The organism is Bradyrhizobium sp. CCBAU 53351, from assembly GCF_015291745.1.
In the GTDB taxonomy this organism is placed as follows: Bacteria; Pseudomonadota; Alphaproteobacteria; order Rhizobiales; family Xanthobacteraceae; genus Bradyrhizobium.
Window position 1 is genome coordinate 3689635 of sequence record NZ_CP030059.1, and the last position, 24895, is coordinate 3714529.

21 protein-coding genes and 1 tRNA gene are annotated in these 24895 nt (G+C 63.7%); 16 read left to right on the forward strand and 6 right to left on the reverse strand.

Annotation, left to right across the window (positions count from 1 at the left end):
- Window positions 1-86 precede the first annotated feature (86 nt).
- The 4 genes from ilvD (at window position 87) to XH83_RS17320 (ending at window position 3807) form a co-directional block, all read left to right on the forward strand.
- Complete coding sequence (ilvD, locus tag XH83_RS17305) at window positions 87-1937, forward strand: dihydroxy-acid dehydratase (RefSeq protein WP_194402041.1); 1851 nt, start codon at window positions 87-89, stop codon at window positions 1935-1937.
- Between the two features lie 221 nt (window positions 1938-2158).
- Window positions 2159-2482: a hypothetical protein gene (locus XH83_RS17310; RefSeq protein ID WP_194408298.1), complete on the forward strand. Its 324-nt coding sequence runs from the start codon at window positions 2159-2161 to the stop codon at window positions 2480-2482.
- A 310-nt stretch (window positions 2483-2792) separates the two neighbouring features.
- Window positions 2793-2882, forward strand: a tRNA-Ser gene (locus XH83_RS17315).
- A 469-nt stretch (window positions 2883-3351) separates the two neighbouring features.
- Entirely contained in the window at window positions 3352-3807 is a 456-nt protein-coding gene (locus XH83_RS17320; protein WP_194402042.1) for a potassium channel family protein, read from the forward strand.
- A gap of 29 nt (window positions 3808-3836) precedes the next feature.
- Here the strand turns inward: XH83_RS17320 and XH83_RS17325 are convergent, their stop codons facing one another.
- On the reverse strand, window positions 3837-4520 hold the full coding sequence (locus XH83_RS17325; RefSeq protein ID WP_194402043.1) for a helix-turn-helix domain-containing protein: 684 nt from the start codon (window positions 4518-4520) through the stop codon (window positions 3837-3839).
- 303 nt (window positions 4521-4823) lie between these two features.
- On the opposite strand from XH83_RS17325, the gene XH83_RS17330 reads away from it, so the two are divergent.
- Window positions 4824-5447, forward strand: coding sequence for a response regulator transcription factor (locus XH83_RS17330; RefSeq protein ID WP_194402044.1), 624 nt, complete (start codon window positions 4824-4826; stop codon window positions 5445-5447).
- A 234-nt stretch (window positions 5448-5681) separates the two neighbouring features.
- Window positions 5682-6005, forward strand: coding sequence for a response regulator transcription factor (locus XH83_RS17335; RefSeq protein ID WP_371746083.1), 324 nt, complete (start codon window positions 5682-5684; stop codon window positions 6003-6005).
- A gap of 12 nt (window positions 6006-6017) precedes the next feature.
- Here the strand turns inward: XH83_RS17335 and XH83_RS17340 are convergent, their stop codons facing one another.
- The 3 genes from XH83_RS17340 to XH83_RS17350 are packed head-to-tail and all read right to left on the reverse strand — an operon-like array spanning window position 6018 to window position 9212.
- The gene (locus tag XH83_RS17340) at window positions 6018-6602 is read right to left on the reverse strand and encodes an invasion associated locus B family protein (RefSeq protein WP_194402046.1); all 585 of its coding nucleotides are present in this window, start codon (window positions 6600-6602) and stop codon (window positions 6018-6020) included.
- A 23-nt stretch (window positions 6603-6625) separates the two neighbouring features.
- On the reverse strand, window positions 6626-7513 hold the full coding sequence (locus XH83_RS17345; RefSeq protein ID WP_194402047.1) for a S9 family peptidase: 888 nt from the start codon (window positions 7511-7513) through the stop codon (window positions 6626-6628).
- Window positions 7514-7523: 10 nt separating this feature from the next.
- Window positions 7524-9212 (reverse strand): aspartate:alanine exchanger family transporter, encoded by a 1689-nt coding sequence (locus XH83_RS17350; RefSeq protein ID WP_194402048.1) that lies wholly within the window; start codon window positions 9210-9212, stop codon window positions 7524-7526.
- 137 nt (window positions 9213-9349) lie between these two features.
- On the opposite strand from XH83_RS17350, the gene XH83_RS17355 reads away from it, so the two are divergent.
- The 5 genes from XH83_RS17355 (at window position 9350) to XH83_RS17375 (ending at window position 16790) form a co-directional block, all read left to right on the forward strand.
- The gene (locus XH83_RS17355; RefSeq protein ID WP_194408299.1) at window positions 9350-10030 is read left to right on the forward strand and encodes a YoaK family protein; all 681 of its coding nucleotides are present in this window, start codon (window positions 9350-9352) and stop codon (window positions 10028-10030) included.
- Window positions 10027-11730 (forward strand): SulP family inorganic anion transporter, encoded by a 1704-nt coding sequence (locus XH83_RS17360; RefSeq protein WP_194402049.1) that lies wholly within the window; start codon window positions 10027-10029, stop codon window positions 11728-11730. The genes XH83_RS17355 and XH83_RS17360 overlap by 4 nt, the downstream gene beginning before the upstream one ends.
- Before the next feature lie 135 nt (window positions 11731-11865).
- Window positions 11866-14619 (forward strand): decarboxylase, encoded by a 2754-nt coding sequence (locus tag XH83_RS17365; RefSeq protein ID WP_194402050.1) that lies wholly within the window; start codon window positions 11866-11868, stop codon window positions 14617-14619.
- Window positions 14620-14634: 15 nt separating this feature from the next.
- Complete coding sequence (locus XH83_RS17370) at window positions 14635-16335, forward strand: aspartate:alanine exchanger family transporter (RefSeq protein ID WP_194402051.1); 1701 nt, start codon at window positions 14635-14637, stop codon at window positions 16333-16335.
- A gap of 20 nt (window positions 16336-16355) precedes the next feature.
- Complete coding sequence (locus XH83_RS17375) at window positions 16356-16790, forward strand: hypothetical protein (RefSeq protein ID WP_194402052.1); 435 nt, start codon at window positions 16356-16358, stop codon at window positions 16788-16790.
- A gap of 71 nt (window positions 16791-16861) precedes the next feature.
- Here XH83_RS17375 and ppk2 read toward each other — a convergent pair whose 3' ends face one another.
- Both ppk2 and XH83_RS17385 read right to left on the reverse strand, forming a co-directional pair.
- The gene (gene ppk2 / locus XH83_RS17380; RefSeq protein WP_194402053.1) at window positions 16862-17662 is read right to left on the reverse strand and encodes a polyphosphate kinase 2; all 801 of its coding nucleotides are present in this window, start codon (window positions 17660-17662) and stop codon (window positions 16862-16864) included.
- Between the two features lie 21 nt (window positions 17663-17683).
- Window positions 17684-18136, reverse strand: coding sequence for a hypothetical protein (locus XH83_RS17385; RefSeq protein WP_194402054.1), 453 nt, complete (start codon window positions 18134-18136; stop codon window positions 17684-17686).
- Window positions 18137-18302: 166 nt separating this feature from the next.
- Between XH83_RS17385 and XH83_RS17390 the strand changes: the two genes are divergently transcribed.
- From XH83_RS17390 to XH83_RS17410, 5 genes are all read left to right on the forward strand, one after another.
- Window positions 18303-18728 carry a hypothetical protein gene (locus XH83_RS17390; protein WP_194408300.1) on the forward strand — a complete coding sequence of 142 codons (426 nt, stop codon included), beginning with the start codon at window positions 18303-18305 and terminating at the stop codon, window positions 18726-18728.
- A complete protein-coding gene (locus tag XH83_RS17395; RefSeq protein ID WP_194402055.1) occupies window positions 18721-19956 on the forward strand; it encodes an HlyD family secretion protein in 1236 nt (411 codons plus the stop codon). Before XH83_RS17390 ends, XH83_RS17395 begins: the two co-directional genes overlap by 8 nt.
- A 104-nt stretch (window positions 19957-20060) precedes the next feature.
- The gene (locus XH83_RS17400; protein ID WP_194402056.1) at window positions 20061-21944 is read left to right on the forward strand and encodes an ATP-binding protein; all 1884 of its coding nucleotides are present in this window, start codon (window positions 20061-20063) and stop codon (window positions 21942-21944) included.
- 250 nt (window positions 21945-22194) lie between these two features.
- A complete protein-coding gene (locus XH83_RS17405) occupies window positions 22195-23880 on the forward strand; it encodes a DUF3300 domain-containing protein (RefSeq protein WP_194402057.1) in 1686 nt (561 codons plus the stop codon).
- Window positions 23877-24794: a DUF2950 domain-containing protein gene (locus XH83_RS17410; RefSeq protein ID WP_194402058.1), complete on the forward strand. Its 918-nt coding sequence runs from the start codon at window positions 23877-23879 to the stop codon at window positions 24792-24794. Before XH83_RS17405 ends, XH83_RS17410 begins: the two co-directional genes overlap by 4 nt.
- The last annotated feature ends 101 nt before the right edge of the window (window positions 24795-24895 follow it).

Below are 24895 nucleotides of genomic sequence, written 5' to 3' on the forward strand. Positions count from 1 at the left end.
GTTCCCCGGCTGCGCTATCCGGCCACAAAGGCCTGAGGCGGCTTCCATTTTCCCGCTCAGGCACCAACCCGAGGACGGAAACCGCCATGCCAGCCTATCGCTCCCGCACCACCACCCACGGCCGCAACATGGCGGGCGCCCGCGGCCTCTGGCGCGCGACCGGCATGAAGGATGCGGATTTCGGCAAGCCGATCATCGCGGTCGTCAACTCCTTCACCCAGTTCGTGCCCGGCCACGTCCATCTCAAGGACCTCGGCCAGCTCGTCGCCCGCGAGATCGAGCAGGCCGGCGGCGTGGCCAAGGAGTTCAACACCATCGCGGTCGACGACGGTATCGCCATGGGTCATGACGGCATGCTCTACAGCCTGCCGTCGCGCGAGCTGATCGCCGACAGCGTCGAGTACATGGCCAATGCGCATTGCGCCGACGGCCTCGTCTGCATCTCCAATTGCGACAAGATCACCCCGGGCATGCTGATGGCAGCGCTGCGGCTCAACATCCCCGCCGTGTTCGTCTCGGGCGGCCCGATGGAAGCCGGCAAGGTCAAGCTGGCCGGCAAGACCAAGGCCGTCGATCTCATCGATGCCATGGTGGCCGCCGCGGACTCCAAGGTCAGCGACGAGGACGTCAAGGTTATCGAGCGCTCGGCGTGCCCGACCTGCGGCTCGTGCTCGGGCATGTTCACCGCGAACTCCATGAACTGCCTCACCGAGGCGCTTGGCCTCGCGCTGCCCGGCAACGGCACTGTTGTGGCGACCCATGCCGACCGCAAGCGCCTGTTCGTCGAGGCCGGCCACACCATCGTCGATCTGGTCCGCCGCTACTACGAGCAGGACGATGCATCCGTGCTGCCGCGCAACGTCGCGAACTTCAGGGCGTTCGAGAACGCGATGACGCTCGACATCGCGATGGGCGGCTCGACCAACACCGTGCTGCATCTGCTCGCCGCCGCCCACGAAGGCGAGGTGAAGTTCTCCATGCAGGACATCGATCGTCTCTCGCGCCGCGTGCCCGTGCTCTGCAAGGTCGCGCCCTCGGTCGCCGACGTGCATGTCGAGGACGTGCATCGCGCCGGCGGCATCATGGGCATTCTGGGCGAACTCGATCGCGCCGGCCTGATCGACACCTCGGTCTCGACCGTGCATGCGCCGACCATGAACGATGCGCTGGAGCGCTGGGACATCAAGCGCACCAAGAGCGATGCGGTGCGCACCTTCTTCCGCGCCTCGCCCGGCGGGATCCCGACCCAGGTCGCCTTCAGCCAGGAGCGCCGCTACGACGAGCTCGATGCCGACCGCGAGAAGGGCGTCGTGCGCGATCTCGAGCACGCCTTCAGCAAGGACGGCGGTCTCGCCGTGCTCTACGGCAACCTCGCGCAGGACGGCTGCATCGTGAAGACCGCGGGCGTCGACGCCTCGATTCTGAAGTTCTCCGGCCCCGCGCGCGTGTTCGAAAGCCAGGACGCAGCGGTGGAGGGCATTCTCGGCGGCAAGGTGGTCGCAGGCGAGGTCGTGGTCATCATCTATGAGGGGCCGCGCGGCGGTCCCGGCATGCAGGAGATGCTCTATCCCACGAGCTACCTGAAATCGATGGGCCTCGGCAAAGCCTGCGCGCTCGTCACTGACGGCCGTTTCTCCGGCGGCTCGTCGGGCCTCTCAATCGGCCACCTGTCGCCTGAAGCGGCCGAAGGTGGCAACATCGGTCTCGTCCGCACCGGCGACGTCATCGCGATCGACATCCCGAACCGCAGCATCAGCCTGGAGGTCTCCGACGAGGAGCTCGCCAAGCGCCGCGCGGCCGAAGAGGCGAAGGGCGATGCGGCCTGGCAGGCGCAGGGGCGCAAGCGCAACGTCTCGACCGCGCTGCAGGCTTACGCCGCGCTCACCACCAGCGCCGCGCGCGGCGCGGTACGCGAGGTAAAGCGTCGCTCGAAGTAAGCTTCGCATCATCCGCGCAGGCTGCGGATGGTCAACAAGTCCTGAACGGCCGGCGCAAGCCGGCCGTTCGCGTTAAGGATGCCCCGATGAACTTCGGCGGCCCTGGATTTTGCGGCGTATAATGCGGCCACCTTCGCAAATCCATTTCGGGCAACTGGGGCACCATCGCAATGTCTCGTACTCTCGCCGTTGTTTTCTCGACCGCCGTCGCAGCAATTTCCATGACGGGCGCGGCTTCCGCCGGCTGCTACAATTGCTACGCGCCGCCGCCGTGCCAGACCTGCTATCAGCAGCAATACGTCGCGCCGCAATACCGCACCGTCGACGAGACCGTGATGGTCTCGCCGGGCTCCGTCGTCGCGCACCGCACGCCCGCGCAATACCGCACCGTGATGGTGCCGCAGACCGTGATGGTTGCGCCGCCCAGCGTCCAGTATCAGCGCATCCCGCCGCAATACGCCACGCGCCAGCGCGTCGAGATGGTCTCGCCCGGCTATTCCTATTACGCCCCGGTGCAGATGAACTGCGCGTCCTGCGGGTACTGAGCCAGCGGAAGCAGACCGGCTTTGAGCGGCGCTCCTCACGGGGCGCCGTTTTCTTTTGCGAGCAAAAAAACGAGGCCCGGCCATGGAGACCAATCCTGCCGGGCCTCGCAACCGGCGACGCCCTGGGAGATGTCGCCAGTGTCCGGATGTGCCGAAATGTCGGCGCGCAGCGGCGCCGTGCCTGGCATCAAGCTAGTGGAACAGGCTGACGCTCGCCTGACAGGGCCGGCGGGAGGGGCTTGAGGCGAGGGGGCCAACTTCGCGTTGCCTTACGCGGTCGACTGCGTTAAGCGACAGCCATTCCGGACTTGGAAGGGTGGCCGAGTGGTTTAAGGCACCGGTCTTGAAAACCGGCGTGCCCGCAAGGGTACCGTGGGTTCGAATCCCACCCCTTCCGCCAGTACGGCCCCCCTCCAACGGGAATGGCTAAGCCATTGAGTTGACGTCAATTTGCGCCAGCTGGCCCCAAGAACAACGTGAGCAGCCCCGGTGAGAAGCTACAGATCGGGGCGCGGCGAATTCCGACATTGCACGGAATTGAAGGAGAGTTGGGCACTTTGGTCCGCATGAGCTCGGGCGCTCGCGTCCGATGCAGCGGTGCAAAAGCGATGATGGTCGTGCGGTAACTGTCGATCCTGCAGATCGGAGTTGCCATCGTTCTCCTGCCTGAGGTCGTCTGGATCTGGATCGACAAGCCGGTCGTCGTGGCCTTGCTCTTCTGGAACCGCTCGTCATGGAGCGCTGGCTGACGACGCCGACGCTCGTTATCCTGATTGACGTGATTGGCGGAACGCTGGCGACCGCCGCATTCGCCGGTTGGCAGGCGTTGCTATCCAAGACATCGATCGTTAGGCCACAAGGGCTGAGCTATGCTCCTACAGTTGCTGGTCGGCACGCTCGTCAGCGTTATCAACATCGGCCTTCATGCACTCGTCACGGTTCTGGCGGTGGCGATTGCCCGTCGTGCCGGTCTGCAGCCGACCAGACGGCCGAGGCTGCATCTGATGGGTGTGATGATTGCGACTGCGGTCGTCCTGATGATCTCGCATGCGTTTGAAGTCCTGGTGTGGGCCGCAGCATACCTCGGTCTGCGCGCTGTCGCGGCCGATAGCGATATTCTCTACTTCGCCTTCGTCAATTACACGACGCTCGGCTACGGCGATATCACGCCTGTTCCTGAATGGCGGCTGATTGGGCCCATGACAGCCATGAACGGCGTTCTGCTGTTCGGCTGGTCCGCCGCGATCCTGTTCGAGGTGCTGCGCAAGACACTGGAGCACCTCGGGATCACCGAAGTTCACGGATATCGGTCCCCGGAGGCCTAAACGAGCACAATCGCCGCGAGCCCGGCCATTCACGACTGCAGATCGAGAGTGGCGAGCTGTTGCCGGTCGAGCAGCACGATCTGGCGCTGGGTGTTGCCCACGAAGCCGAGAACGCCGAGTTCATGCAGGCGTGACAGCGCGCGCGAGACGGTTTCCAGCGTCAGGCCGAGATAGTCGGCGATATCGCGCCGCGACATCGGCAGCGCCAGCACACCCGCCGCCGTCAATCGCTTGTCCATTTCCAGCAGGAAGGCCGCAACTCGCTCCAGCGAGGTTTTACGTCCCAAGAGCAGCATGTGGTCTTCGGCATGTTGGAGATTGTTGGTGGTCATGCTCAGCAGATTCTTGGCAACCATTGCGTCGCTGTCGGCGACCGTCTCCAGACTCTGCCGCTTCACGAGGCGCACGGTGGTGTTGACGATCGCCTCGGTCGTGAAACGGTGTTCGCTGCCATTTTCGAGCCCAAAGATGTCGCCCGCGAGGTGGAATGCTCCGATCTGCCGCCGGCCGTCCGTCAGCAGCTTGTAACTTCGTACGGCTCCTGACTTGACCTGGTAGACATATTCCGCCGGCTCTTTCTCGCCGTAGATCTCGGTGCCCTTCCGATAGGAAAATTCGCTTAAACTGACCCGCGCATTTGATTCACTATCCATGCCAAAGACGCGAAGAGAATGAGGACGGAGGGGGGAATCCGTTGTGATGCGAACAAACATAGGCCAACTCCTCAGCTCACCGCCGAATTGGTCCGTCAGACGAAAAAATCCCAAGTCCGAAACGCGCCGCGCTGTCCCGCTCCCGCCGAAGTTGATTTACGCCGTCGGTAGTGGTTCAATCCATTGTCCCAAGGTTCATTGTACCAAGGGGCAGGAAGCGGTTTGGTGCGCAGGATGAGAGGCGCTGCCCCTGCGAGAAATTGGCTCATTGCCAGGCAGGAATCTTATCCTCCAATCTGTTGGAAACGACTGCTCCAAGATGAGAGGACCTCAACGGTCCCGTTGGAAGTCTGGAGGTGGAAGGTGCCGGGCCTCGTTCACGTTGTTGATGACGACGAGTCCTTTCGTACGGCGATCGAACGCCGCCTGAAGCTTGCGGGCTACGACGTCGTCACTTACGCGTCGTCACAAGCGTTGCTGGAGATGACACCGAACGACGAACAGGCGGGCTGCATCCTGCTCGACGTACGGATACCCGGACTGAGCGGCCCCGAATTGCAGACCCGGTTGATCGAGTCGGGCTCGAATTTGCCGATCATCTTCCTGACGGGACATGCAGACACGCCGACCACCGTGCGAGCGATCAAGGCAGGTGCGGAAGACTTCCTGACCAAACCGATATGCTCCGAGCAGTTGATCGAGGCAATCGAGCGCGCGTTGGCGACCCAGCGGGCGGCGCGGGTTCGCCGCAGCAGGCTCGATGCACTTCGCGGTGATCTGGCCAGGCTGACACACCGCGAGCGGCAGGTGTTCGATCTCATCGTGCGCGGCTGGATCAACAAGCAGATTGCGCATGAGCTTGGGACAACCGAACGCACGGTGAAGGCGCATCGCCAGCAGGTGATGGAGAAGATGCAGGTTCATTCACTTGCGGAACTCGTTTCGATCGCGGAGCGGCTTGGAATGATTGATCCGAACGAGCATTAGCTGGCGCATCGGCCAGGTTCGGTCCCACGACACAAACCTGCACCAAAGGACAATCCAGAGGCGCGTTGACAGCGTTGGGCCTGCCGTGTGCAATAGTGCACGGATGGTGCGCTCGGAATGCGAAGCCTTCAAAGGTGATGTCTCGTAACCGCCGCCGCTTTTCATTGACTTGCTGAAAGGCAGCTTGCCTTGCCCCTGCGAAAGTCCGTCTTTATCGTTGATGACGATCCGTCCGTGCGTGCCAGCATGGACCGGCTTTTGCGTGGCCGCGGCTTCGACACCAAGTTGTTCGGCAATGCGGCGGCCTTGCTCGATCATGGCAGGTTCAACACCGCGGTCTGCATCATCCTCGACGTCAATCTTGGTGAAAAGTCCGGCATCGACTTGCGGCGAACATTGGGCGAGAAGGGCGTCGAAGTGCCTGTGATCTATGTGACCGGCAACGACTGCCCCGCAAACCGCGCGGCGGCCCTTGCGTCCGGCTGCGTTGCCTATCTGACCAAACCTTTTGCCGCCCAGTCGTTGATCGATTCCATCGAGCGCGCCCCATTCTCGTAGCTGCTCGAACCGTCATTCGTCGATATATTGCTCGAGAGTCCTGGCCGGCGCACCCCGGTGGACGGAGGCGAATTGCGCCAACGGGATCGAGGTCGTCAGAGCGAGAAGATTTGAATCGACGACTTCCAGCACAAGCGCCTTGCCGGCTTCCATCTCCTTGATCATTTTTGGCGTTGCGATGTCGGCAGCGACGCACAGATTGGCGAGACACCAAGTATAGGGCAGGCGGACGACCCCGCCGTTGTCGACGCTCAATTTCGGCACGTGTTGCAGATACATGCCGGCAGGTACGAACAGTTGCAGGCGGGCCGTGGGGGCGTCCTCCCGCTGGATCAGATCGAGGCGAACGGCCGTCTGTCCGGTCGCGAATTGGCCGGTGATGGAGGTCCGGCACAGGATGGGCGCACCGCCCGCCCTGAAGCAGAGTTTCTCCCAACTGCCATAGCGGATGTCCTTTGCTTCGCGCTGGCCGCGCGTTGCGACTTCGCCGGGTTTGCCGGCTTGCGCCGCCTTTGGCGCGGCGACGCCCGAACTCGTCGCAGCCCCGGCGATTGCAACCATCACGAGGCCAAAGAGACAATCAAGCGGGCGGGGCATCGGCGCATCTCCGGGATCTGAACTCACTTCGGCGCATCGAGGAACTTCGTGACCAGCGGCGACCAGAGCGGGATCGCATCGGGCGAGCCGATGAAGAAGTGGCCTTCATTGCCGAACGGCGGCATCAGATGATATTCGGCCCGGCCGCCCGCGGCGGTGAATGCGTCATGCATGCGCTTTGACAGGTCGGGCCCGAAAAACGTGTCGTTCTCGATGTAGATCCACAGCATCGGCACGCGCGAGGTGCGGCCGAAATCCGCAGTGGCTTCAACGAGCTTGTCCGGCGCGCAATTGTTGTTCGGCTTGCCGCCGACGCGCCCCCCACGGCCGGCGGCGAAAGTGATGATCGCCTTCACCTGGGGCGGGTTCACGCTCGACAACGCGATCGACGCCCAGCCGCCGGCGGACTGTCCGACCACGATCACGTCCTTCGGGATGATCCGCTTTTCCGCAGCCAGATAATCGATGATCCAGAGATCGACCTGGGCGACGGCCATGCCTGCATCACGGAAGTTCGGATTGCTGCACTTGCCGATCTTGGAGAAGAACGGACCGAAGATCGCACGTTCCGGAATGTCGATGGCGGCTGCGCCATAGCCGCTGCCGACCGGCGCCACCACCAGATAGCCCCGTTTTGCGAACCATGTGGCGGCATCGCGAAACTCCACCAGCGGAAAGAAGCTGCGATCGGTCGGATTGAGCGAGACGCCGTGGTTCATGATCACCAGCGGGAAGGGGCCGTCACCGACCGGGCGGACCAGATAGGCGAACATCGGCAGCGGCAGCGGCAGGGCCCAGATCTCCTCCTGGATACGGATCTCGTCCCCCGCATGAGCCGGTGCCGCAAGCGCGCCGAGAAGGGACAGGATGACTGCAAGGACTTGTCCGATTGCGGGGAGAGGAGAGTGCATGCCGGCCTCGTCACCCGTTGAACGTGGCGGCCACGACGATCGGGCCCAGCACGGTGAGGACGACATTGCCGACCGCATAGGGCACAGCGACGCCGAGCACCGGCGTCTGGCTCTCGGCAACGTCACATGCGCCGGTGACGGCGGCATCGACGGTCATGGCACCGGCCAGCGCACCGCAGGTCACCACAGGGTTCATGCGCAGCAGATGATAGGCGACGAGCGTCCCGATCGTCATCGGGACCAGCGTGACGACGGTGCCCATCCCGACCAGCAGCAGGCCGTGCGCCTGGATTGCAGACCAGGCGGCAAGCCCGTTGCCGAGTCCGATCGCCGCGATGAAGCCGCCAAGCCCGAGATCGCTCAAGGTTTGCTGCGCCGCCGGCGGAATGGCGCCGATACCGGGCCTGCGCGTCCGCAGCCAGCCGCAGACGAGCCCCGCGATCAATGCACCGCCACCGCCGCCGAGCGTCAGAGCGACAGTGCCGACCTTGAAGCTGGCAAGTCCGGCCAGCAGGCCCACGGCGATGCCCGCGGCAACGAAGGCGATGTCGGTCCGGTCGCTGGTATTGAGGGCGTGTCCGACCTTCGCCGCGGCCCGCGCGATGTTGCCGGTGCTGCCAACCAACGTCATGACGTCGCCGATATAGACCCGCGTATCGGGACCGAGAGGGACCTCCCGACCCATCCGGGTGAGCGCTCGCAGGAAGACGCCACGCGCATTGTCGCCAAGCCGCTCAACGATGTCCCGGAGCGAGCGGCCGTGCAGGTGGCGACTTTCCACGAGCACCTCGATCACATTGCCCGGCAGGCTGCGCAGCAATTCCCCCGCGTCGATTTCGTCCCCGATGACGGGTTCGGCGGCGACGATCGCAGCGGTTGGACCGGTAATGACGAGGTCGTCGCCGGCCTCGAGCAACGTGTCATGCTGCGGTTTGAGGTCGGCTCCGCGGCGCACGATGCGTTCCACGACCGTGCGGCTGCCGATCTCGCCCTCGATCTCAGCAATGCTACGGCCCGCCCCCGCCGAGACACGATAGGCGCGCGCCTGGAATTTGCGATAGGAAAGGTTTTCCGTCTTCGGCGGCGCGCCGCCGGCGAGCTCGGCTTCGAGCTTCTTCGCCTCCGCCTTCAGATCGATGCCCATCAGCCGGGGGGCAACGAACGGGACGAACAGCAGCGTCAAGATGTAGCCGAGCACGTAGGTCACGGCGTAGCCGGCGGCGATATTGGCTTCCTGCTGCTTCAGCACGTCGGGGGGCAGGCCGAGCTGAGACAACGCGCCCGAGGCCGTCCCGATCACGGAGGACTGGGTCAGCGCGCCGGCAGTCAAGCCTGCTGCCGTCCCGGTATCCAGCGCGAAGAGCCGCGCGAAGATGAGGACAGCGACGAGACCGGTCCCTCCGATTACCAGCGTCAGCACGACCTGCGCCAGGGTCCGCACGCTCAGGGAGGCGAAGAACTCCGGCCCGGAACGGTAGCCAATCGTGAACACGAACAGGCTGAACAGGATCGCCCTGAGGATCGGCGGGAATGAGAAACTCCCGAGCTGGCCGATCAGCACCGCGACGACCAGGATACAGGCGGTGGTCCCGATCGAGAAGCCGCGCACCTTGATCCGGCCGAGGATGGTCCCGATCGCGATGGCGAGCAGCAGGAAGATTTCCGGTGCGGCGGAGATGATCCACCTGACGGTAGCCATGGTCGCAGTTCCCCCGGCGCTTTGGTGCGATTTGATTGGCCGCGCGCGGGACATTGCTTGATCCAGATCAAGCTCCGGCAGGCACGGAGCGATCCCTATGACTTGATGATGCGTTTGCCACAGCCCTCATGACGGACATGAGTACGATGGACGTCGCTGCCGGCGCGATCCGCCGGGACGAGACGATCGAGATCGTGCTGCTGCTCGCCTTCACCGGCGGCTTCATCGACGCTTATACCTGGATCATCCATGGCGTGTTGGCCAATGCGCAGACCGCCAATCTGATCTTCCTCTGGGTCTATGCGATGGCCGGCAATTGGGTGAAGGCCTTGCACTTCGTGCCGCCGATCCTGGCCTTCGCAGTCGGCATCGTGATCGCGGCCTGGCTGCGCCGTGTCGCCGGCCAGCGCGCCGGGGCCATTAGTACCGTCGTCGAGATCGTGCTCTTGATCGCGATCGCCGTTCTGCACAACCGGTTGCCGGACCTCGCGGGAACGCTTGGCATCTCCGTGGTCGCAGCCATGCAATCGGCGATGTTCGCAAGGGTCGAAGGCACTCTTTGCAGCACGGTGATGATTACGGGAAACATGCGTCAAGCCATCGAGAACGTTTTCTCGGTCGTGCATGGCGGTGCACCGCTCGGGACGTTGCGCAAGTCGGCGATCCTTTTTGCGTTGTGTGCGGTTTTCGGTTTCGGCGCGGCCGCCGGCGCATACACGACAAAGATCATTCCTGATCTCGCACTCGGGATTCCCGTGGTCGCGCTGTTGATCGTTCTGTTGCGTTGCGAAGCGACCCCGCAGGAGGTAACCAGATGAGCTCGCCTTCGGAGCCGACGTGGATGCGATTCTTTCCACCGGCTCAGTGGCTTGCAGCATACCGAAGCGAATGGTTGCGGTCCGACGCGATCGCCGGCATCACGCTCGCCGCTTACGCGATCCCGGTCTCGCTCGCCTATGCCGCGCTCGCCGGCTTGCCGCCGCAGATCGGCGTCTACGGCTACATGCTCGGCGGCATCGGCTACGCCTTGCTCGGGACGTCGCGCCAACTCGCGATCGGTCCAACGTCGGCGATTTCCCTGATGATCGCGGGGACCGTGGCCGCGCTCGCAGGGGGCGATGCGGTCCGCTATGCGCAGATCGCGAGCCTTGCGGCGTTTGCCGTGGCGGTGCTGTGCCTCATCGCCTGGCTGTTCAAGCTCAGCGTCCTCGTCCGGCTGGTCAGCGACAGTATTCTGGTCGGCTTCAAGGCGGGGGCGGGGCTCACCATCATCATGAGCCAGTTGCCGAGCCTGCTCGGAGTTGCCGGTGGCGGCCACAATTTCTTCGATCGCGCCGTCAAGCTGGCCGGGCAACTCGGCGGCATTGACCCGCTTGTGCTCGCCATTGGGGCAGTCGCGCTGATGTTGCTGCTACTCGGCGAGCGGCTCCTGCCCGGCAAGCCGGTTGGCATCACCGTCGTCGCGCTCGCGATCCTCCTGGCAACGTTGTTGGGCCTCCCGGCATTGGGTGTGCCCGTTACGGGGAAGATACCGGAAGGGCTGCCAGCGCTGGGAATTCCGACGTTCGGTTTGCTGGAATTCGACGATCTCTTTCCGCTCGCAGCCGGTTGCGTCCTGCTGGCTTATATCGAGGGCGTATCGGCGGCCCGCAGCTTTGCTGCCAAGCACGGCTATCCGCTCGATGTTCGCCAGGAGTTTCTGGGGTTGGGCGCGGCAAACCTCGCCGCTGCGTTCGGCCATGGTTATCCCGTCGCCGGGGGCTTGTCGCAATCAGCCGTCAACGACAACGCGGGAGCGCGGACGCCGCTCGCGCTGGTCATCTGCTCGGTGACGCTCGGGCTGTGCCTGTTGTTCTTCACGGGGCTGCTGACCAATCTGCCCAAGGCGGTGCTCGCGGCAATCGTCTTCGCCGCCGTCTACAGGCTGGTCGACGTTCGTGCACTGCTCCGAATGTGGCGTGTCAGCCGGATCGATTTCCACGCGGCGGCGATCGCGCTGATCTCCGTGCTGCTGCTCGGCATTCTCCAGGGCGTCCTGCTGGCGTCGATCGCGTCGATTTTCCTGCTGCTGGCGCGGGCTTCGCGACCGAACGTCGCGTTCCTGGGCCGGTTGCCGGGCAGCGGCCGCTATTCGGACAGCGCCAGACATGAAGGCGTGGAGCCCATGGAGGGCGTCATCGCATTCCGGCCCGAAGCCTCGCTGCTCTATATCAACGCCGAGACGATCCTGGACACCGTCCTGACGGCGTTGCGGACCTCACCGGCCGTGCGCCTGGTCGCCTGCGACCTCTCGGCCTCACCCTATATCGATCTGGCTGGCGCCCGCATGCTGCGTGATCTCCACGGCGAACTTGCGTCACGCAAGGTGACGTTCTGCATCGTCGGCGCCCACGCGCAGCTGCGCGACCTCCTGCGCGCCGAAGGACTTGCGGACAGGACCGACAGCACCCAGTGGCTGCGGTCGCTCGACAGGCTGCTTGCCGATGATCAGGCAAGGAGCGGGCAAGGAACAACCTGACGCCTCGTATTGCGTCGCGAGCGGCATGGCATCGTCCGTCAGAATGCACGGGACCGTTGACTTGGATCAATGGAACGACCGGCACCGCACTCACGATCCGGCATCACCTTTGCCCTCATGGATCGGGAGAGATACATGTCCAAAGAGCCCAAGGCCGCGCTGAAGCGCATTGACCAGTTCTTCTCCGGACCCGGCGCACGGGCGGACGACTGGCGCGATCTGGTCGAAGCCGCCAAGACCTGGGCTCGGGTCGGCAATCGCGCGGCCTACGACGCGGCGCTGGCCGATCTCTCGGTGACCGAGGAGTTTCACGGCTATCCCGGCCTGCAACTGATGGCAACGCTGCGGGAGGCCGCGTCCGCGGGCGACGGCGCAGCCTCGTTCGCCCTTGCAACGCGGATCGCCCAGGCGCTGGCCACGCGATCTTTTCGCCAGCATGCCGGCGACTGGAGCGCCAAGGACGACGGCAATGGCGATACGCCCGAACTGGTGCCGCCGTCTTTTGGCGCGCACAGCGCGCGTCGCCCCTATTTCGAGACGCTGATCGTCACCGGCCTGTCGCCCGGCCAATGGCCTGCGCTCGCGGCCGAATGGCGCAAGCTGCGGCGCCCGGTCGATGCTTTCATCTATGAACCGGTCATCGTCGGAAGCTTGGAGGACGCCTTCTGCGCGACGATGCTCAATTCCAACATCGGCGCTGTGATCATCAACGAGGGCTTCGGGCTGCGCTCACGCCACGATGCGCCGGTCCTGCGTTCGATCATGGCTGGGGCAGGGCTCAACGATGAAACCGACGCCTCGGCGTTGCGGCTCGCTCAGATCATCAAGCGCGTCAGGCCCGAGCTCGATCTCTACATGATCTCGAATCGCGACGTCGAGGAACTGGCAGGCAATCCGGAGGCGGCCGTGGTGCGCCGCATCTTCTATTCGGTGGAAGAGCTCCTGGAGCTGCACCTGTCGATCCTCGAGGGCATCCAGGATCGATACGACACGCCATTTTTCGACAATCTCAAGAAATACGCGCAGCGCCCGATCGGCACGTTCCACGCGTTGCCGATCGCGCGCGGCAAGTCGATCTTCAAGTCCGACTGGATCCGCGACATGGGCGAGTTCTACGGCCCGAACCTGTTCCTGGCCGAGAGCAGTGCCACCACGGGCGGCCTCGACAGCATGCTCGAGCCGACCGGCAACATCAAGAAGGCGCAGGAGAAGGCGGCGAGGGCGCTCGGCGCCGACCGCGTCTTCTTCGTCACCAATGGCACCTCGACCTCGAACAAGATGGCGGTGCAGGCGCTGCTCGCGCCGGGAGACATCGCGATCGTCGATCGCAACTGCCACAAGTCGCATCACTACGGCATGGTGCTGGCGGGTGCGCAGCCGCTCTATGTCGAAGCCTTCCCGATGACGGAATATTCGATGTACGGTGCGGTACCGCTGAAGACCATCAAGCAGGCGCTCCTGAGCGCAAAGGCCGACGGCCGGCTCGACCGCGTCAAGATGGTCGATCTCACCAATTGCACTTTCGACGGCCACATCTACAACACTCGCCGGGTGATGGAGGAATGTCTCGCCATCAAGCCCGACCTGATCTTCCTGTGGGACGAGGCCTGGTTCGGCTTCGCGCGTTTCTCGCCCTTCCTGCGCCGACGCACCGCCATGGGCGCCGCCAACGAGATCGAGGCGTGGATGCGGGATCCGAAGTCGGTCGCGGCCTATGACAAGCAGCAGGCCGAGCTTGGCAAGACCCCGTCCAACGAGGTGCTGCTCAAGACCCGGCTGATCCCGGATCCGCGACAGATTCGGCTGCGCGTCTACCAGACCAATTCGACCCATAAGTCGATGTCGGCGATCCGCCAGGGCTCGATGCTGTCGGTCAAGGACGTCGAATTCCACACCGTCGAGCAGCAGTTCAAGGAGGCTGTGTTCACCCATGCCTCGACCAGTCCGAACCAGCAGCTGATCGCGAGCCTCGACATCTCGCGGCGGCAGATGGAGCTCGAAGGCTATGGCCTAGTCGCCAATGCCATCGAGATTGCGTTCGCGATCCGCCAGGCGGTCAACAACAATCCGCTGATCTCGAAATACTTCCGCATTCTCGGCGCCGACGCCATGGTGCCGGCGCAATACCGCCAGAGCGGCTTCACCGATTTTCTGGCACCCGGCGTCAATTGGGCGAATACGCTCAAGAGCCTGGACGAGGACGAGTTCTGCCTCGATCCGACCCGCATGACGCTGGTGTGCGGCACGGCCGGCTATGACGGGACGCAGTTCAAGGGCATTCTCGCCAACGATTACAACATCCAGGTCAACAAGACTTCTCGCAACTCGGTCCTGGTCCAGTCCAACATCAACAACACCCGCAGTGACGTCGCGCATCTCATCCGCGTGCTCGCCGAGATCGCGGGCGAGATCGACCGCGGCCTTACCCAGGGCGGTGCCAATGCCAGGAAGACGTTCGAAGCTCGGGTCACGAGCCTGATGAAAGATGTGCCGGATCTGCCGAACTTCTCGCATTTCCACCCGAGCTTCCGCGGCGATGCCGGCACCAAGACCAACGAGGGCGATATTCGCACCGGCTTCTATGCGGCCTACGACGCCGCGGGCTGCGAGCACATCCGCCTCAGCGATCCCGAGATCGACCGGCGGCTGAAGGCCGGCCCCGAACTCGTCTCCGCCAACTTCGTGATCCCGTATCCGCCGGGCTTCCCGATCATGGTGCCGGGCCAAGTGATCACTCAGGAGACCATCGACTTCATGCGCAAGCTCGATGTGAAGGAGATCCATGGCTATGACGCCAAGGAAGGGTTGAAGCTCGTGCGCAGCGAAGCTTTGGCGAAGCTCGGCCGGCCGAAGGCCGACGCGAAGCCAAAGCTCAAGGCCGCATCTTAGCGCTTGGAGGGGACCATGCAGGCATTTTTCGAGTTTCTGCGGCAGTATCCGTATCTGCTGCTGTTCTTTGTCGTCGGTCTCGCCGTCTACATCGGCCGGGCCAGCATCAAGGGTTATGGCCTCGGCATGGTTGCCGGAGCCATCGTGGTCGGGGCGGGCCTGTCGGTTTGGGCCTCGACTTACGGCGTGAAGCTCGAGCTGAACAACTTCGCCAAGAGCCTGTTTTACTATCTGTTCATGTACGGCGTGGGCTTGCGCGTCGGCCCCTCCTTTATCAACAGCCTGAAGGGCGATGGCCTCAAGTTCTGCATCCTCGCCCTCGTATCGAGCGTGCTCGGCCTGGCGCTTGTAGTCATCGGCGCAAAGCTGTTTGCGCTTCCGCCCGGTGCTGCCGGCGGCATGCTGGCGGGTTCCCAGACCATGTCGGCGGCGATCGGCTCCGCCGAGCAGGCCGTTACGTCCGGCGTCGTAAAGCTGCCCGCTGGCATGAAGCCTGAGGACGCATCCGGCATGATCGCGCTGTCCTACGGCATCACCTATATCTGGGGCACCGTCGGCATCATCCTGATCTGCAAATATCTGCCGCGCTGGTGGGGCGTCGACGCCAAGGCCGCCGCGAAGCAGTACGAGCAGGAGTTCGGCGTCAAGGATCTCGAAGGTGGCGGCCTGACCGGCTATCGCCAGTTCGGCCTGCGCGCGTACCGGCTAGAGAACCCGGCAACCGTCGGGATGAGCATCGCAAAATTCCGGACGGTCAATCCCGAGTACCGGATCGTCAATGTGGGGCGGAACGGTGAGCCCCAAGGCGCCGATCCCGACTTCGTGCTGCAAAAGGGCGATATCGTCGCCCTTGGCGGATCGACCGAGCACCTCACGGAAAAGATGGGCATTATCGGCCCTGAGGTCGCTGACGCCAAGACGCTCGGCATTCCCATGGACCAGGCGGACATCCTCGTCATCAACAAGGACATGGTGGGGCGGACGTTCGAGTCCTTCCGCGACACGGCGATCGCCGGCCAGCTGCAGGTCACCAAGGTCGAACGCGGTGGTGTGCAGATTCCGGCTGGTCTCAAGACCAAGCTGGAACGCATGGACATCGTCTCGGTGGTCGGCTTGAAGTCGGCCGTCAACGAGCTCGGGGAGATGTGGGGCCGCATCGCGCGCGCCAATACGTCGACCGATCTTTTGACCCTGTCCGTCGGCATGATCATCGGCTTCCTGATCGGCATGATCGAATTTCCGGCTTTCGGCGCCAAGGTCGGCCTAGGCAACGCAGGCGGTTTGCTCCTCTCGGGCGTGATCGTGTCCTCGGTCGTGTCGCGGCTGCGCTTCTTCGGCAACACGCCGAATGCGGCACGCAACGTCCTCGAGGATCTCGGCCTCGTCGTCTTCGTCGCCATCGTCGGGGTCAATGCGGGCGCAGGATTGTTGTCGCAGTTGACGGGCGCCATCGCCTTGAAGATCTTTATCGTCGGCTTCATCGCCTGCACCATCCCGCCGTTCATCGTCTGGGCGATCGGTTTCCACGTCTTCAAGATCAACCCGGCCGTCTTGATGGGCGGCGTTGCCGGCGCGCGATCGCATTCCGGTCCGTGCCGCGAAGCCGCGGTCGAGATCCAGAGCTCGGTGCCATGGATCGGATTCCCGGTCGGCTATGCCGTCTCGGGCATCCTCCTGACGATCTTCGGCTACTTCGCGATGCTCCTGGCGCAATGATGAAAAGGGAAAACAGCCTCATGAGAAAAGTCAGCTTCGGTGCGGTTGCGGCCGCCATGCTCGTAACGGCCATCACCGTGAGTACGCCGGCGCGTGCCGATACCGGCCAGGTCGCGGTCGTCTTCACCAAAGGCGGTTTCATCGTCGGCGTTGGCGGAGGGGAAGGCGTGCTGCTCTACAGGGGCAAGAAGTATCCGTTCACCGTCTCCGGCATGAGCGTCGGCCTCACGGTCGGCGCCTCGACGACGAAGTTCGTCGGCAAGGCCATCGGTCTGAAGGGGCCCGCGTCGATCGAAGGATCGTATGCGGTTGGAGGCGCTGGCGGTGCGGTCGCGGCCGGCGCGGGCGCGGTTCAACTTCAGAACGCCAATGGCGTGATCCTTCAGCTCAGCGGACCCAGGGTCGGCGCGGAAGTGTCGGCCGCGGTTGGCGGCGTCACGATAAAGCTCAAATAGTCCGAGCCGGAGGTCGCAAACAGAACGGGCTGCGTCGTCGCAGCCCGTTTCGTATTTCATCATGCTGGGTTTCAGTAACGCTCTTCCACGAACTTGAGACCGCGCAGGCTTGCCTGGTCGTTGTAGCGTCCCTTGTGAGACCGCGGCGGCAGCTTGACCTTGTCCCGCTTGACTTTCTTGTAGGGGATCGTCCTCAAGACGTGCGAGATGCCGTTGAGCCGCGCGCGGCGCTTGTCGTCGGAGCGGATCAATCGCCACGGCGCATGCTTGGTGTCGGTCGCCTCGAACATCATGTCGCGCGCGCGCGAATAATCGTACCAGCGCCCGAACGATTCGGTGTCCATCGGGCTCAGCTTCCATTGCCGCAGCGGGTCCTCGATCCGTGCCATGAAGCGGCGTTCCTGCTCCTCCATCCCGACCTCCAGCCAGAGCTTGATCAGGATGATGCCGGCGTCGACGGCGAATTTCTCCACCAGCGGGCACAATTCCAGGAAACGCTTGTGCTCGGTCGGCGAGCAGAAGCCCATGACGTATTCGACCCCGGCGCGATTGTACCAACTGCGATCAAAGATCACGATCTCGCCGCCGGCGGGAAATTGCTCGATATAGCGTTGCATGAACAGCTGGGACTTCTGCCGGTCGGAGGGGGCGGGCAGGGCGCAGACACGGAAGACGCGCGGAGACACCTTCTCGGTCAGGGCCTTGATGGTGCCGCCCTTGCCGGCGGCGTCGCGCCCCTCGAAAATGATGATCACTTTCAGCTTCTGGACCTTGACCCATTCCTGCAAGTGACAGAGCTCGACCTGGAGTTTGCCGAGCTCCTTCTCGTAGTCCTTGCGCTTCATCCGCTCCGCAGGCGCGTCCTTGGCCATGCCGTTGCCTCCTGTTGCGCGTCATTCGTCCCAGGAGATGGTCACGCCGATATCGCCGGGCACGCCGCCGGGAAAATCGATGACCTGGTAGGAAATGCGATAGCCGCGCGGCTTGAGATAGTTGACCCACAGCTGGAATATTTCCTTGGGAATTCCGGTCAGGGTGTTCTCCCAGCCTTTTTCCATCTGATTGATGGCGCGGCCCTTGTCCGTGCAGAGCGAGTTGGGGAAGCGATAGACCAGCACTTCGGTCAGGCCATTTCGCACCGCACGCTTGATGATGGTGGAGGCGAGCTGGATCTTCTCCTCCTCGCTCTTGCCCGAGGGCTTGCTCAGACGCTCGATCAGAGCGCGCTTCTCCGCATCGGCCGCCGCAGCGAGGCGGACATATTCGTCAGCCTTCTCCGCCTCCTTGAGAGCGGCTTCTTGTCGAATCTGGGCGGCGTTGGGGATGAGATCGTCGAGACCCGGCATGGCTGGCGGCTCCTGATGATTATCCAATCAGCATCGGGAAGACGCTAGGTCGGGCGAAAGGCGTTCCCTTGATTCAAATCAAGCAAACAGCGAGACTACCTGAACAGGGTGCCAGAAGTGCCGTTTCACTGACCGGGAGAGACGTTTGAGCGATCAGCTTCACCCGATGGCTCCGCACCATTTGCCGTTTTATCTCGCGCCGGGAAGCGGGACCGATACGCTCATGGTCGTCATGGGAGTTTTCCTGATCGGTACCGTGCTCTGGGTCGGTACGCTCTATTGGAAGCTGCACAGCCTGCCGGAGCGCATGGCGCACAAATCGCAGAAGCTGCAATTCGAGTTCGTTGCCGTGCTCGGTCTGATCTCGCTGTTCACGCACATGCATATCTTTTGGATTGCGGGCCTCCTGCTCGCGATGATCGATCTGCCCGATTTTGGCACGCCGCTGCGCAGCATTGCCGGCTCTGTCGAGAGGATCGCGGACGCCACGCCGGCCGGCGAGGACGTTGAGCCGGAGAGGGAAGCGGTGACCACGCCGCCTCCGGCAGACAAGCCGGCGCCGGCTAAGGACAGGGAGCCCGGCCATGCTTGAGCTCCTGATCTGCTCCCTCGTCACGATCCTGCCGGACTACCTCTACCGCCGCTATGCTCAGGGCAAGCGCTTCGGCAAGGAGATCACCTTCTTCTCGATCTGGTACGAGCTGCGCTGGGGCATCACAAGCTGTCTGATGCTGACGGTGTCGCTGATCACCATGATCTTCTACTTCCATCCGGCGACGTCGTCGGCGACGCTGTATTTCCGCACAGTCCCGGTCATGCCCGTGGGCGTGGCCGGACGTGTGGCCGAGGTGAATGTCGGCTTCAGCGCGGCGGTGAAGAAGGGCGATGTGCTGTTCCGGCTGGACAGCGCGAAGCAGGAAGCCGCGCTCGAAACCGCAAGGCGTAAGGTTGCTGAAATTGATGCGGGCCTGCAGACCGCCCAGGCCGAAGTCGTCAAGGCTGATGCGCAGATCGGCGAGGCCAAGGCGAACTATCAGCAGGCCAAGGACGAGCTCGAGGTCAAGAGCGAGCTGCAGCGCCGCAATCCCGGCATCGTTCCCCAACGGGACATCGACAAGCTCCAGGTGCTGGTCGATCAGCGCCAGTCCGGCATTGATGCGGCGAACGCCGCAAGACAAGCGGCGTCATTGCAGGTCTCCACCTCCCTGCCGGCGCAGAAGGCCAGCGCCGAGGCCGCGGTGGCGGAGGCGCAGGTGCTTCTGGATCAGACCATCATCCGTGCCGGGGTCGACGGCCGGGTCGAGCAATTTCTGCTCCGCGTCGGCGACGTGGTCAATCAACTGTTGCGGCCTGCGGGAGTGCTTATCCCGGATGGCGCCGGCAGAAAGGCGCTGCAGGCCGGGTTTGGGCAGATTGAAGCACAGGTCATGAAGGAAGGCATGGTGGCTGAAGCGACCTGCATCTCCAAGCCATGGGTCATTATCCCGATGGTGATCACGTCGGTGCAGGACTATATCGCCGCCGGACAATTCCAGGGCGGGCAGCAGCTGCTCGAGGCGCAGAATGCCGTGAAGCCCGGGACAATTCTCGTGTTCCTGGAGCCGCTCTACAAGGGCGGTCTCGACGGTGTCACGCCCGGCAGCAGCTGCATCGTCAATGCCTATACCAGCAATCATGAGGAGATCTCCGCCAAGGACACCCCGACCAGCCGCAAGATTGCGCTGCACGTCGTCGACGGCGTCGGCCTCGTCCACGCGCTGCTGCTGCGTATCCAGGCTTTGCTGTTGCCGATCCAGACGCTGGTCTTGAGCGGGCATTGAAGGGGATGCATCGCACTTTCGAGCCTGTCCGCGCGCCGCATCACCCGCTAGAATTGCCTGGAAAGCAGCCGTCGGAAGCTGCGGTAATGGAGTGAAGCGGGCGCATGCGCGGTGTTTCCGTCAGGCCGTGGCCAGCCGTGGCCGCACTGCTGTGTCTCGGCCTGTTCGTCGCCATGAGCCTGCTGTCCTGGCGCGCGGAAGCGGGCGAGCGAAGCCGGCGCGGCGAGCTCAAGCGCGTGCTGGTGTTGCACTCTTTCGGCCGCGAGTTTCGGCCATGGAGCGAATATGCCCGCGACATCAAGAACGAGCTCGAGCGACAGTCGCTCTGGCCGCTCGACATCCAGGAGCACGCCCTGCTCACAGCGCGCTTCAACAATCCTGGTCCTGAGGCGCCATTCGTCGAATATCTGCACTCGCTGTACCAGGGCGCGACGCCCGACGTGGTGTTGAGCATCGGCGCGCCTGCCGCCCGTTTTGCGCAGAGATACCGTGCAAGACTGTTCCCAGATACGCCGCTCATTCTCACCGCGGTCGAGAGTCGGCTGATTGATCGCGCAGGTCTCAGCTCCAACGATGTGGTCGTGGCAGTTCGCAACGATTTTATGGCGGCATTCGAGAACATCCTGCAGCTTCTGCCGGGCACCAAGTCCGTTGCCGTCGTGGTGGGCGCCTCGCCACTCGAGAAGTTCTGGGTCGAGGAGGTCAAGCGGGAGCTGAAACCTCTCGACGGGCGAGTCGAGCTGGTCTGGTATTCGGATCTGTCATTCGAGGAGGTCCTGAGGCGCGCATCGAAGCTCCCGCCGGAGACCGTGCTGTTCTGGGGGCTGATGTCGGTCGATGCGGCCGGCGTCGTCCACGAGAGCGACATTGCCCTGCGCAGCCTTCATGCAGTCGCGAATGCTCCGATCTTCTCCTACCAGGAGCCTTTTTTCGGTGACGGTCCCGTCGGAGGACCGATGCATTTGATCGCGGAAACGACTTCAAGGACTGTTCGCGCCGCGATCGGCATCCTCGGCGGCGCCAAACCGGAGAGCGTCAACTATGAGCCTATCGGCTTCGCAGCGCCCCGATACGACTGGCGGGAATTGAAGCGCTGGGGCATCAGCGAGAGCCGTTTGCCTCCTGACAGCCAGATCCTGTTTCGCGAGCCGAACATCTGGGAGCGTTATCGCTGGGAGATGTTGATGATCGCTGCTGCGTTCCTCGTGCAGGGCGGTCTCATCAGCGGGCTGCTGCACGAGCGGCGGCGGCGGCGCCTTGCCGAGGTCGAATCGCGCCAGCGTCTCGCCGAGCTCGCTCACGCCAATCGCTATTCCGCCGTCGGCGAGTTGACCACGTCCATCGCCCACGAACTGAACCAACCACTCGGCTCCATCCTGACCAATGCCGAGACGGCAGAACTCATGCTGAGCGCCAAGGCGCCCGACATCAACGAGGTTCGTCAGATTCTCGCCGACATCAGGCGCGACGACCAACGGGCAAGCGAGGTGATCCGCCGGCTGCGCTCCATCCTGAAAAGGACGCCGTTTGAAATCAAGGACACCGAGCTCAACGGTACCGTTCGCGAAGCGCTCGACCTTCTGAAGGCCGTTGCCGACGGACGCCGCGTCGCCTTGACCTACGCGCCTGTCCTGACCGATCTCCATGTCAAGGGCGATCCAGTCCAGCTTCAGCAGGTCATCCTCAATCTGGTCATCAACGCGATGGATGCGGTGTCGGATGCGGGCGCCGGAAGGCGGGAGATCAGCGTCTCGACCCTTCGGGCCGGCAATCAGGCTGAGATCAGGATCGCCGATACCGGACCCGGAATAGCCCCGGCCGACCTCGCTCAGGTTTTCGATCCGTTTTTCACGACCAAGCCGCAAGGCATGGGAATGGGACTGGCGATCGTCAAAACCATCATCGAGGCCCATCACGGCGAAATTGTCGCGGCAAACCGCGCCGCTGGCGGCGCCTTGTTCACGATGCGGCTCCCGATCGCGGGCTGAAGAGGCGATACCCTTGATCTTGATCGAGCCTCCGGGGCGCCGCGGCCGTTTCTCCTCCGCGGTCGCGGAAATGACGATTACCCTGTTGGCGCAGCGTCGCGTGCCGGCCCATGATGGATGCCGAACTGATCGAATGAGGGTTTGGTCTTGCGCTGCAGCAGTCCCGTGGATCTCGTTTCGTTGATCTCGATCAACGAACGCCTCCGATCCGGCTCGATCTTCCCCAGTTGGAAGTACGAAGGAGGGTGTGATGTTTCGCTGCGGCAAGATCCTGATGGCGCTTGCGTTCACAATGGCGACCTCGTTCGCTGCAATGGCACAGACCCCAACGACGCCTGCGGTCCCGACTCCGCAGGCGCAGCCGGCAAGTCCCGCGGCGCCGTCGGCCGAGCTTCTGAAACCCGAGCAGCTCGAGGCCCTTGTTGCGCCGATCGCGCTCTATCCGGATGAACTCCTCGCCAACGTTCTGGCCGCCTCGACCTATCCGCTCGAGGTGGTGCAGGCTGACCGCTGGCTGAAGGAGCGCAAGACCCTCAAGGGTGACGCACTGAAGGCGGAGGTGGACAAGCAGGCCTGGGACGACAGCGTCAAGGCGCTCGCCAGCACCGCCGACGTCCTGACCATGATGAGCGACCAGCTCGACTGGACCAAGAAGCTCGGCGATGCCTTTCTCGCGCAGCAGCCCGATGTGATGGATGCGATCCAGCGCCTGCGCACCAAGGCCTATGACAACAAGAAGCTTGTCACCACCAAGCAGCAGAAGGTCAGCGTTCAGTCTCAGGAAGGCAAGCAGGTCGTCGTGATCCAGCAGGCCAATCCCGCGGAGATGTATGTGCCGTACTACGATCCGGCCACGGTCTATGGCGGCTGGCCCTATGCGGAATATCCGCCTTATTACTGGGGCTATCCGTCCTATATCGGCGCGGGTGTGGTCGCGGCGGGGCTTGCTTTCGGCACCGCATGGGCGATCGGGCGGTGGCGCAATTACTGGGGCGGCGGCTGCAACTGGGGCAATCGCAACGTTTACGTCAACCACCGCACCACCAACATCGGCAATGGTTGGCAGCACAATCCGGCGCATCGCGGCGGCGTCCGCTACAACAACAGCAACGTTCAGCAGCGTTTCGGCAACAGCAATTTGAAGGCCGGCGTGTCGGACCGCATGGATTTCCGCGGTCGTGATGGCAACCAGGTTTTGCGTCCCAATCAGGGCGCGGGAGATCGGGCAGGCGACCGTGCCGGTGATCGTGCTGGTGATCGCGGTGACCGGGCAGGAGACCGCGCGGGAGATCGTGCGGGAGATCGTGCAGGCAACCGCGGTGATCGGCCCGGCGCTGGTGATCGTGCCGGAGCCGCGGATCGCGCCAAGGGCGGCGGCGACCGCGCCAAGGCTGCCAACAAGGCCGGCGGCGATCGCGCAAAGGCTGCTAACCGCGCCGGCGGCGCTGCGGCCAATCGTGGCAGCGGCGGCAATCGTGGCGGTGCCATGAACGTCTCCTCCGGCCGCTCGGCAGCTGCAGCATCCGCCCGTGGGCGGTCGAGCATGGCGAGCATGCCGCGCGGTGGCGGCGGCGGCCCGAGCTTTGCCGGCCGCGGCGGCGGTGGCGGAGCGGCGATGCGTGGAGGCGGTGGCGGGGGCGGCTTCCGTGGCGGTGGTGGCGGTGGTCGGCGCTCCGATATCGCGCTGAAGCACGACATCACGCTCCTCGGCCATCTCTCGAGCGGCATCGGCTACTATCGCTTCAGCTACATCGGTAGCGACAAGGCCTATGTCGGCGTCATGGCCCAGGAGGTCGAGCAGGTGATGCCTGCCGCGGTGAGGCGCGGCAGCGATGGCTATCTGCGGGTCCATTACGAAAAGCTGGGGCTGACATTCCGCACCTACCGCGACTGGCTCGCCGGCGGCGCGAAGGTCCCTGCGGAGGTGACGCCATGACCGTCCTAGACACATTCCGTCGCGCAATGTTGCCGGGCATCATCACGCTGGTGTTGCTCGGCTCCGAGCTGCAGGCGCAGCAATCCTTCAAGACGCCGGAGGATGCGGCGGCTGCGCTCGCCGCCGCGGTCAAGAGCGGACCGGACGACATCTTGAAAGTGCTTGGGCGTGCCGCCGACGACATCGTCTCCTCTGGCGACGAGATCGCCGACAACGACATCCGAGCGCGCTTCACGTCGATGTATGATGCCAGGCACGCCATCAAGGCCGAAGGCAACAAGACCGCGACGTTGGTGCTGGGTCCGGATGACTTCCCGTTCCCCATTCCGCTGGTCAACACCAAGGCCGGCTGGGAATTCGACACCGACGAGGGACGCATCGAAGTGCTGCGCCGGCGTATCGGTCGCAACGAACTCGATGCGATCCAGACCGCGCTCGCCTTTGTCGACGCGCAGAATGAATATGCCGACAAGGACCGCGGCGAGGGCGCCGGCATCTATGCGCAGCGCATCGTCTCCTCGCCGGGCAAGAAGGACGGCCTGTTCTGGCGCGACGACAACGACCCGAGCCCACTCGGCGCGCTGGCGGCCGAGGCCTCGAAAGAGGGCTACCGCGCCGGCGATGTCGGACCTGCGCCCTATCACGGCTACTACTTCCGGATTCTCAAAGGGCAGGGCCGGGACGCTCCCGGCGGCGCGCTCAATTACGTCGTCAAGGGCAAGATGATCGGGGGCTTCGCCTTGATCGCCTGGCCTGCCGAATACGGCAATTCGGGCATCATGACCTTCCTGGTCAATCATGCGGGTACCGTCTACCAGAAGGATCTCGGCAAGCGCACGGCCTTCGTCGCCGAGCGTACCTCGCTGTTCGATCCTGATGAGACCTGGAAGAAGGTCGATGCCCCGGCAAAGTGAGGTGAGAGCTGCGCTTCTGTCGATCGCGCGTTGTCTTGTTGCGGGCGCGCTGCTCGCCTTTGCCGCGCCTGCCACCCCGTCGTTCGCCCAAGCAGCGGGGC